An 8,179-nucleotide genomic window follows, 5' to 3' on the forward strand; every position below is an offset into this window, starting at 1 on the left:
CACGCAACTATCTTTACTGTGATTATTTTGATTTTGGGATTCTTTTGATTTTCAACTAAAATTCAATCAATGTTCCATCAACCAATCATAGCCAATCATTTAATCACACCAATCACAGTGCAGACAATTTTCCAAGCAAGCACATCACGCAACTATCTTTACTGTGATTATTTTGATTTTGGGATTCTTTTGATTTTCAACTAAAATTCAATCAATGTTCCATCAACCAATCATAGCCAATCATTTAATCACACCAATCACAGTGCAGACAATCACAACGCTGTTAACTCCCCAGAAAATGCTTTTTGGAGGATAGACTTTTTGAGTTCTTCGAGTGAGGTGAGTTTTTTGGTGTACAAATTTTCTGCTTTGATACTATATCTTTTTAATTCGTCTAATCTCTTAACTATTTTTATTTGTTCCTCTTTATCAATAGGTAAATTAACTTTTAATTTCATCCATTTTGACTTATTTATTATTGGTAAGGTCGCTTGAGCTCTTGTTCCTTCATTTAAAACTTGTTTTTGAACAAAAGGAGATATCAAAGCATAGTATAACAGCTTAGGAGCATAGTTTTCATTTGGTGTTAGCGCATTAATTTGCTGATTTGAGCTAATTGGTTGTTCTGAAAACCCAGTTTTCCCAATTGTAGCACCAATGCAAACCATCAATATTGAATTTTTCTTGAATAATCTGCTTCTTTCCAGCCCAAATTTACTTAACATACTATCCCCAGTAACTATTGATCCATCTGGTTTGAAATGGGGAGGTTTTGCAAAAGGTATATAATCCCCAAAATTTGATTTATCTTTAGTTGGTGGAGTATTGCCTGTTTGTACTTCGCCTATCTGACTTAGTTCTTTATTAACCCAACCATCACCCTTCTGACTAAATATCTCATTCAATTTACTTTGAAATAATTCATTCGCATTAACAATATTCTTTTCAATATTTGCTTTTGCTTTGTCTATGGCTTCAAAAGCTTGATCTAGAATTTCAACGATTTGTTTTTGTAGTTTGATTGAAATTACTGGGATTAATGTGTCTTTAATTTTGGTTTGAGAAATATTTGGTTGTGCGTTCCCTACTGCTTGAGCTATCAATTCCTGTTTGAAGTTTAGAAAGAAATAATATAGAAATTCAGGGACAAATTTATTGTTTGGGTAAATGCCGCATACAGCTTGATTTGTAGCCGCCTCAAAATTCAGAATACCAACTTGTCCAGCGGTAGCGCCATACATTGCTATAACAACTGTCCTTTCTGGAAATAATTTAGCGGATGAATTGTCTAAACCAATTTGAGAAATTTTAATCTCACTATTTAATATATTTCGATTATTTACTTCACCACTTCTAATCCAAGGAATATTTCCATTTTCGTAAAATTCCTTTTTACTTTTTAAAGGTGTACCACCTGAACTTGTTTTGCAAACTTGCCCAAGTTTCTTAAATTCCCAATCCTCTCTCATATCACTTCTTTTATTAACTCTACAACACTTACTGAGTTTGCTTCCATTTTAGAGAAAGCGAACCACTTTTTACCCAAATCTTTTAGCGAAGCTCCGATATGGTACACTTCTTTTTGGTCTATAATGATAAATCGGTCATGGGCTTTCGTGAAAATGACACCTTTAAAACTAGGATATTGTTTATTGGCTTTTTCGATGTCGAGTTTTAGCTTTTTTGAAATAGTTTTGCATAATATACTTACTGCAACGTTTTTTTGTTTGGCTGTCAATTGTGTAATCACGCTATCATCTACATAATTATCGATTACCACAATGCTTTTTTTCGCTTTTTGAATGAGCTTATTGACGAAATCATAAGCATCGTAGGTTTGACCATCAAAGAAAATACCTTGCTTTTTTTCAACTTCAGGCCCTTGTAATGCTTTAAAAACCTGTTGGAATTTTTCGTCTGTTTCTAGTTTGTGCTTTGTGAAATCAGATGAAAGTTGTAATAGTTGCTGGTGATTGCCAATTGTTTTTCGCATTTGAACAAAAGCATTCATAATGGCAATACTCACCTTTACAGCAGTTTCACTTCTTAATACAGCTGAAAGCATGGAAACTCCTTGTTCTGTGAAGACATAAGGCAAGTACTTTATGTTTTTTCCTCTTTGAGAATCGTTCAAGGTCGCAATTTGCGACCTTGAACTTGATATCGCAATTTGCGACTGCAAGATTTCAATTTCTTCTTCATTTAATTGAAACCTAAAATCTTTAGGAAAACGATCAATGTTTCTTTTAACTTGTTCGTTTAACCTTTTAACCTCAACTCCGTACATTTCTGCTAAATCTGCATCAACCATTACTTGTTCATTACGAAAAGTAAAAATTTTGTTTTCAATTAAAACTGGAGTTATTTCGTTTTTCTCGCTCATATTAATTCATCTTAAAGTATGAATTAAAGATAATTCGTTCAAGGTCACAATTTGTGACCTTGAACTTGAAGTAACAATTTGTGACGTCAAGTCTGAACTGGTCGCAATTTGCGACTGGTTCAAACATCCATCAATATAGAAAATGTTGTTTGTAGTCGCAATTTGCGACCGCAAAATATAACTGGTCACAAATTGTGACTGGTTGTGATTTATTTCAATAGTTAAAGAAAACATCATATCAATCCTTTTAAAGATTCCAAAATCTCACTCGTTTCTTCATCCAAATTCACCATTTCTTCCAAAATTACTTCAGGTTTTCTCAATGGAGCTTCTTCAGGAGTGTTTGGATTCTTTGGAGACAAATCATAAGTCTCTTCATCAATATCTGACATCTTGAAAACCCACGATTGTTCTGAATTTTTTTGCTTTTTATAAGTCGCTAAAAACTCTTCCATATCCTTGTCGTTTAAAGGATTGGTTTTTCCCATGTTTCTTCCTGGATCTAGTTGGTAGTACCAAATCTTTTTGGTGGGTTCTCCTTTTTGGAAAAACAAAACTACGGTTTTCACACCTGCTCCAGTGAAAGTACCTGCTGGCATATCGAGAATGGTATGTAGGTTACAACTCTCTAACAAATGCTTACGCAAGGCAATAGAAGAATTGTCTGTATTGCTTAAAAAGGTGTTTTTAATAACAATAGCGGCACGACCACCAGTTTTCAAACTTTTAATGAAATGTTGTAAGAAAAGTGAAGCAGTTTCTCCCGTTTTAATATCAAAATTCTGCTGTACCTCTGGTCTTTCTTTCCCTCCAAATGGCGGATTGGCCAAAATAACATGGTAACGGTCTTTCTCTTGTATATCACGAATGTTTTCACCTAAAGTATTGGTGTGGATAAGGTTCGGCGCTTCAATTCCATGGAGAATCATGTTCATTGTACCAATCACATACGCCAAATTCTTTTTCTCTTTTCCGTAGAAAGTATCTTCTTGTAAAGTTTTAAGATTGGCAGTTGTTTTATCCATGCGTTCATACATGTGATCAAAGGCTTCTACCAAGAAACCACATGAACCCGCTGCACCATCATAAACCGTTTCACCTATTTGTGGGTCAACAACATTGATCATAGCACGAATCAAAGGCCTTGGAGTGTAATATTGTCCACCATTTCGACCAGCGTTCCCCATGTTCTTGATCTTTGTTTCATACAAGTGACTCAACTCATGCTTGTCTGTTGAAGAACGGAATGGAAGTTCGTCGGCATATTCTAAAATCTCTCTTAGAATATATCCACTTTGAATTTTATTTTTGATTTCAGAGAATATTTCTCCAATCTTATAATCTATTGTTTTTGGATTCTCGGCAGTAACTTTAAATTTAGCGAGGTAGGGAAAGAGTTTTGTGTCTACAAACTGAACTAAATCGGGTCCAGTCATTGCTGCGTTGATGTCCACTTCATATTCATCTGTGGTTCCATCTTTTAAACGTTTAGGCATTGCCCAATTTCCCCAACGGTACTCTTCATCTATAATATAGGTATAGTCTTTTCCAGATAGTTCTGCTTCGTCTGCTTTGTCTCTTTCTAATTCGTCTAGGTAGCGCAAGAACATTACCCATGAGGTTTGTCCTATGTAATCTAATTCACTGTCTGAACCTGCGTCTTTGTAGAGTAGGTCGTCTATGTTTTTAAATGTTTGCTCGAAGTTCATTGTTTGGGTGTTTTATGGTGGTGAAGATAGGGATTTTTTGGATGTGGTGGGGGTGCTACGGACTAAATCACTTATTACAGACAAAATAATAACCAGTTATAGAAGTCAAGTAATAACTCCCCATTTCGCTATTAAACAGACTTGTTAAGTTTATATTTAATAATCCGTTTTCTAGTATCTTCAACGCAGTATTCCATATTTGTATTTATCCTTTCTTATAACCTCTCCTGTCTCGAGATTATAAACCATTGTTTTTCCATGCCTAAGTCCATTTTTCACATTTCTAATTTCCTTAACATTATTGTCTGCATCTATAAGTTCAAATTTCCCCGAATATGGACTCTTACTTTTGATTTCAATATATTTTTCAATTGATGGTTTATTCGAAATGAATTCAGTTTCAATTTGAACACCTTGTTCATTATAGTAATTAATCCAAGTACCCTCTTTATCTTCTTTATAATATTTTCCGAATTTAACTAACTGGTTATCCTTATCGAACCTTTCATAAACCCCATCCTTGAATCCTTCACCATCTATCCAAGGATCAGCCAGTAATGTCTTTAACCCGGATTATTCATCGCATTACTTGTTTTAAACAGTTAATGGATTGTTTAACAGGTGTTTACTGTGTTTTTAAAGAATAAAAATGTACCCCAAATTTGGGTATCAATTATTTAATGCTTGGATTCTTTTGATTTTATATTTCAATTGTAATTTACTGATATAGAATACTATTATCATCAAATCACGAATCTCATCTAAAATCAAAAATAATCTCATGAATAATACGGGTTAAGAATGTTCCCTTAAATTCTTCGTAACCGAAATTTTCAGATTTTTTTAAGAATGTATATTCTTGAGTAAAATAAGATGCACCAAAATGTAATGTTTTTTGATATTTCATTTCAGCAGTTGTTTCACTAACAACCTTGTTGAAAATGCCATTCGACCAGTAGCTTTAGGACGAAAGAATTACCTTTTTGCAGGTTCTCACAATGGAGCAAAACGTTCCGCAATGTTTTATAGCTTTTTCGCTTGTTGTAAGCTAAACGAAATCAATCCTCAAAAATGGTTGCAATATGTTCTTGAAAATATAGCTGACTATAAAGTGAATAAACTTCATGAGTTGTTGCCAAATAATATTGATCCTGAAAAGTTAGACAACTTCAAGAAGTTTTGGGAGGTGTAGTTGCTCGGGTGGGATACTAATCAACCAAATTAAATTCGAAATGCACGCTCATAATCAAAGCGTAACACACCAAAATAATCTTTCAAAAATAATGTATTAAACCGATTTCCCCACACGTTCGGCAAGCTCAGTAGGGCTAAGGAAATCCGGATCCGTCAACATGGTATTATTCATTCTTGTCTGTTTTTTTTATTTGTATTCATGAGTACTTCGTAGTTCAGCGTTGGCCAACTTAGCGAAGCGATCTCACAACCGTAGGGCGTAATCGGCACGCCGAATACTTAGTTATTGTGTGCAGTTATTCTTCTTCATTTTCTTCTTCGACTTTGTATTTTTCGACTGCATTTTTAAACATTGAATCGCACTCATCTTTAAAGACGTTTTTATTTTCTACTAATTCCGAAAACTTTTCGTGAATGCTTTTATAAACAATTTGATGGGCTTTATGTCCAATATTCTCTTCTAAATATTCATCCATTTCAAACTCTTCAGATACTGCCTTGTTTAAAAGAAACATTAAATCTTCTTTAGATATTTTGTCAATCTCTGCCCATTGACTTGAAGGTGTCAAATAATGACCTTTATTATTTTCAATTTTTAAGTATTTCATAAGTTTCGTTTCTTCTTCTTTCGTATTCGTCTTGTCCAGCTTCCAAACAATTTAGTAAAATTTCAAAATTGTCTATAGCTTCTTTTCCGTTAATTGATTTAAGCTGTTTGTCAGATGGAAAACCTGAAAATGTCTTATATACAATTTCTCCATTTTCAAATTCTCTTTTAGTGCAAGCGACAAAGTGAGGCTTTATAGAAGCTCCTACTGTACTATTGTGAGTTACAATAATTACAGGAATTGTTTTAGAAATATCTCTTAAAAGTGCATTTACTTCGTTTTTTAAAAAGATGTTATCAAATGATGATTCTGGTTCATCTATTAAAAGCATATTATGTTTTAGGGCGTCATTGATTTCGTGTAAAAGATTAAATTCTGACCTTTCTCCACCAGAAACTGGAAATCCAATTTTATTGAGTGTTTTATATTCTATGTCAACGAAATATTTATAAAGTTCGGTATCTTCTATTTCTGCTTTTTTCAGAGCTAATAAGTATGAAAATGGTTTTTGATATTTTGAATAAGCATTGACTAATGAAGTTTGTCTAATACAAACTTTTTTCAAATGCGAAGCATTTGAAAATCTTTTTGTTGAAGCAACAATTTTAAACCCTCTTATCTCTTTTCTGTCAATTTCTCTTTCAATTTTGAGATTGTTAACTATATCTACAAACGTTTTAACTTTCTCATTTTCGATTAAAATTCTGTAAAAATCGGCATCAGAAGGAACTGATGATGAAGTTCTAAATCGAAGTTCGTCTTTTACTTTTGAAATCAGATTATTTACCCATTCTTTCTTTAAGTTAGCTTCTTGAATTTGAAGGAACTCTTTCATCAAGTCAATTTCTAAAGCTTCCAGAGTTTCAAATTCAATATGCTTATTAATTATAGGCTTGTATTCAGTATTTTCTTTTAAGGTTTTAGTAGCATCTATGAGCTTTTTAAGACCTACTATATCTTTTGTACCAAAGTGGTTTTCGCTGAAAAGTTTCGTATTTGAATAAGCATCTGCTTTTTCATTGTCTGATGCAAACTTTAATAACGAATTTAAATAAGCTTCAATGTCATTTTCATTCTGTTTTAGGTCAATATTTTTTACAGAGTCAACAACTTTTTTATATTCTTTCAGATAATCTTCTGAAACTGTGCTATGTCTTCTTGATAATAGTTCGTCAAACTTTTGAGCATCATTCTGCAATAGAGAAAATTGCTTTATATATTTAATATTTTCGTGAGTATTGTAGATTTTGTTTAGCGTTACAGTTTTACCAGTTGAGCGTTCTCCTAATATTACATTTAGACCTGTTGAAAGCATTAAACCTTCTGCTGTAGCCTGAAAAAACTCATTGCCTTCTTCTTTTGTTAAGAAAACTTTTTGCTTGTCGGTTAAGCACGATTTAATTCCAGATAAGGTGATTTCTTCAAGGTCAATCCAAGTTTGTTGAGTTGAAAAATTTTCCATTTCAGCAAAATACCTTGAATCACTAAATATTACTGGCACTAAACTTTCGGTATCTTTGATGCAGCTTTTAAATTTTTTATAACTCGATACTTCTCCAGCAGTAATTAAAGTGTCAATTTGGTCAATTACCTCTGACTTTATTATTGGTCTTTTGTGATAATGAGGAATTAGTAAATACTTGTCAAGAGTTGGGAAAATTTCTTTGAATTGCTCCAAACTAATATCGTCATCTTTAGTATTTATTAATTTGCTTACTCGCTCACACTTTTTTGAAAAATCATTTATTTCTGCAATATCTGTATTGTCAGCAATTAGAAGCAAGTGTCCTCTTTCAAGGTCAATTTCTATGCCTGGGAAAACCACAATTCCCAATGCTTCCTTTATAATGTTGTACTGGTTGAAGTCAAATTTATTGTGGTTTGTTATTGCGATACAATCAATTTCAAGTTTATCAACATACTCCTTTAACTTTGAAAGGTCAAATTCAAAATCATAGTCACTGACAGTCGAAATTGTATGAATATGTAAATCAATTTTCTTCATCGATTGGGTCTCGTTTTAATTACCGCCAACAGGTGGCTATACGCAATTGTGCATATCCCACCTATATTTCTACCCAAATCTAACAAAAATCCTCACCAATCCCACCTCCAAAACATCACAAACTCAACTAAATTATTTCAACCCCTTACCTTTCTAAGTTTATAAAAGCCATAAATCATGAAAACTACACAAAACAAAACAGCTCCTAATTTTTGAAAATTAAGTTGGCTAATTATTTTTTCTCGATCAACTAAACTTTTTTCATTGAAAACGATATCGT

The 8,179-nt window shown here is 32.9% G+C and carries 5 protein-coding genes and 1 pseudogene; 1 reads left to right on the plus strand and 5 read right to left on the minus strand.

What is annotated here, in order from left to right:
* Positions 1–272: 272 nt before the first annotated feature.
* From DIT68_RS11235 to DIT68_RS11250, 3 genes are all read right to left on the minus strand, one after another.
* Positions 273–1,469 carry a restriction endonuclease subunit S gene (locus DIT68_RS11235; RefSeq protein ID WP_109359898.1) on the minus strand — a complete coding sequence of 399 codons (1,197 nt, stop codon included), beginning with the start codon at positions 1,467–1,469 and terminating at the stop codon, positions 273–275.
* Positions 1,466–2,383 carry an ORF6N domain-containing protein gene (locus tag DIT68_RS11240; protein ID WP_109359899.1) on the minus strand — a complete coding sequence of 306 codons (918 nt, stop codon included), beginning with the start codon at positions 2,381–2,383 and terminating at the stop codon, positions 1,466–1,468. The genes DIT68_RS11235 and DIT68_RS11240 overlap by 4 nt, the downstream gene beginning before the upstream one ends.
* 233 nt (positions 2,384–2,616) lie before the next feature.
* Positions 2,617–4,092, minus strand: a complete 1,476-nt coding sequence (locus DIT68_RS11250) for a class I SAM-dependent DNA methyltransferase (protein WP_109359901.1) — start codon at positions 4,090–4,092, stop codon at positions 2,617–2,619.
* 925 nt (positions 4,093–5,017) lie between these two features.
* Here DIT68_RS11250 and DIT68_RS16345 point away from each other — a divergent pair.
* Positions 5,018–5,284, plus strand: a pseudogene (locus tag DIT68_RS16345) (transposase domain-containing protein); the annotation flags it as partial.
* A gap of 298 nt (positions 5,285–5,582) precedes the next feature.
* Here the strand turns inward: DIT68_RS16345 and DIT68_RS11260 are convergent.
* Both DIT68_RS11260 and DIT68_RS11265 read right to left on the minus strand, forming a co-directional pair.
* Positions 5,583–5,894 (minus strand): hypothetical protein, encoded by a 312-nt coding sequence (locus DIT68_RS11260; protein ID WP_109359902.1) that lies wholly within the window; start codon positions 5,892–5,894, stop codon positions 5,583–5,585.
* On the minus strand, positions 5,875–7,899 hold the full coding sequence (locus tag DIT68_RS11265) for a histidinol-phosphatase (protein ID WP_109359903.1): 2,025 nt from the start codon (positions 7,897–7,899) through the stop codon (positions 5,875–5,877). The genes DIT68_RS11260 and DIT68_RS11265 overlap by 20 nt, the downstream gene beginning before the upstream one ends.
* Positions 7,900–8,179: the final 280 nt, after the last annotated feature.

The sequence above is a fragment of the Brumimicrobium oceani genome (assembly GCF_003143775.1).
Classification (GTDB): domain Bacteria; phylum Bacteroidota; class Bacteroidia; order Flavobacteriales_D; family Crocinitomicaceae; genus Brumimicrobium; species Brumimicrobium oceani.